Annotated in this window: 1 protein-coding gene; it reads left to right on the top strand. The window is 74.4% G+C overall.

The annotated features are described in order from the left end of the window. Positions 1–1,425 (top strand): DUF2339 domain-containing protein (locus tag AC1DXV_RS34590; RefSeq protein ID WP_477938042.1); only part of this gene is annotated, 1,425 nt, incomplete at its 5' end. Positions 1,426–1,436: the final 11 nt, after the last annotated feature.

A 1,436-nucleotide genomic window follows, 5' to 3' on the forward strand; every position in this document is an offset into this window, starting at 1 on the left:
GCACTGGTGTGGCCGTGGCTGGGCGTCGGTGCGCTGTGGCTCGGCCTGCGCATCGCGCACCCGGCGCTCGCGCTCGGCTGGCTGCTGTTGCAGGCGGCTGCTGCCGTGGCGACGCTGGCCTTCGGGCCGGACCTGCTGGCGCATGCGCCGTTCGGCGGTCTGCGCCTGGGGCTGCCGTTGGTCCTCGCGCTGACCGGCTTGCTGGCCGGCGATGCGCTGCAGCGCGCGGCGCGGCCCGAGGCCGCTGCAGCATTGCGGTGGACACGGGAGATGCTCGTGCAATGGGGCATCGTCGCCTGGGCGTTGGTGTGGTGGGGCCTGATGCTGGTGCCGCAGGTGCTGCACCTGCTGCGCGAGGCCGATGCGCTGGACGGCTGGCCGGCGGCGCTGGTCGGCTGCGTGGTCGCGAGTTCGCTGCTCGCGACGATGCTCGCGGTGTGGCGCCAGTGGCGCGTGCTCGGGCAGGCCACCGCGCTGACGCTGCCGGCGCTGGTGCTGGTCGCGCTCGGCATGGCGGCACTCGAGATCACGCCGTCGGCCCACCTGGGCTGGCTGGCGTGGCCGGTGGCGCTGCTCTGGCATGTGCTGCTGCTGCGCCGGCAGGCGGCGTGGCTTGGTGGCTGGCCGCTGCAGGCCGTGCACGTGCTCGGGCTGTGGCTGTTCGTCGGCGTGGCGGCGGGCGAGCTGGCGGTGCATCTGTTCGACGCGGGCGAGCCCGGCTCGGCCTGGCGCGTGCTCGGCTGGGTGCCGGTGATCGCCGCCGCGGTGTTCGCATTGACGCGGCCGGCGGTGCTGCGCCGTTGGCCGGTGGCCGATTTCCGCGAGGCCTACCTGGTGGTCGGCGCCGCGCCGCTCGCACTCGGCCTGCTGCTGTGGGTGTGGGGCGCGAACGCGCACGACGGCACGGCCGCGCCGCTGCCGTACCTGCCGCTGCTGAACCCGCTGGAGATCGGGCAGTGCCTCGCGCTGCTGGTGCTGGCGCTGTGGCTGCGCGCGCTGCCGCAGCCGGTGCGCGAGCGCGTGCCGCCGGCGGCCGTGCTCGGTGTGCTGGGCCTGAGCGCCTTCGCGGTCTACACCGGGCTGGTGCTGCGCCTGGCCCACCACGCGGCCGAGGTGCCGTGGGACGAGGCTTCGCTGTTCGCGTCGACGCTGACGCAGGCGATGCTGTCGGTGGCCTGGTCGCTGGTCGGCGTCGGGTTGATGCTGCTGGGCCACCGGCGCGTGCTGCGCACGGTGTGGATCGTCGGCGCGGGGCTGCTGGGCATCGTCGTGCTGAAGCTGTTCTTCGTCGAGCTGGCCGACCAGGGCGGGCTGTACCGCATCGTGTCCTTCATCGTGGTCGGCGTGCTGCTGCTGGTGGTGGGGTACTTTGCCCCGGTGCCACCACGGCGCGCGGCGCCGGTCGAAGCCGAGGTGGCGGCATGAAGGCGCGCTGG

The organism is Rhizobacter sp. P3_C12, assembly GCF_056402735.1.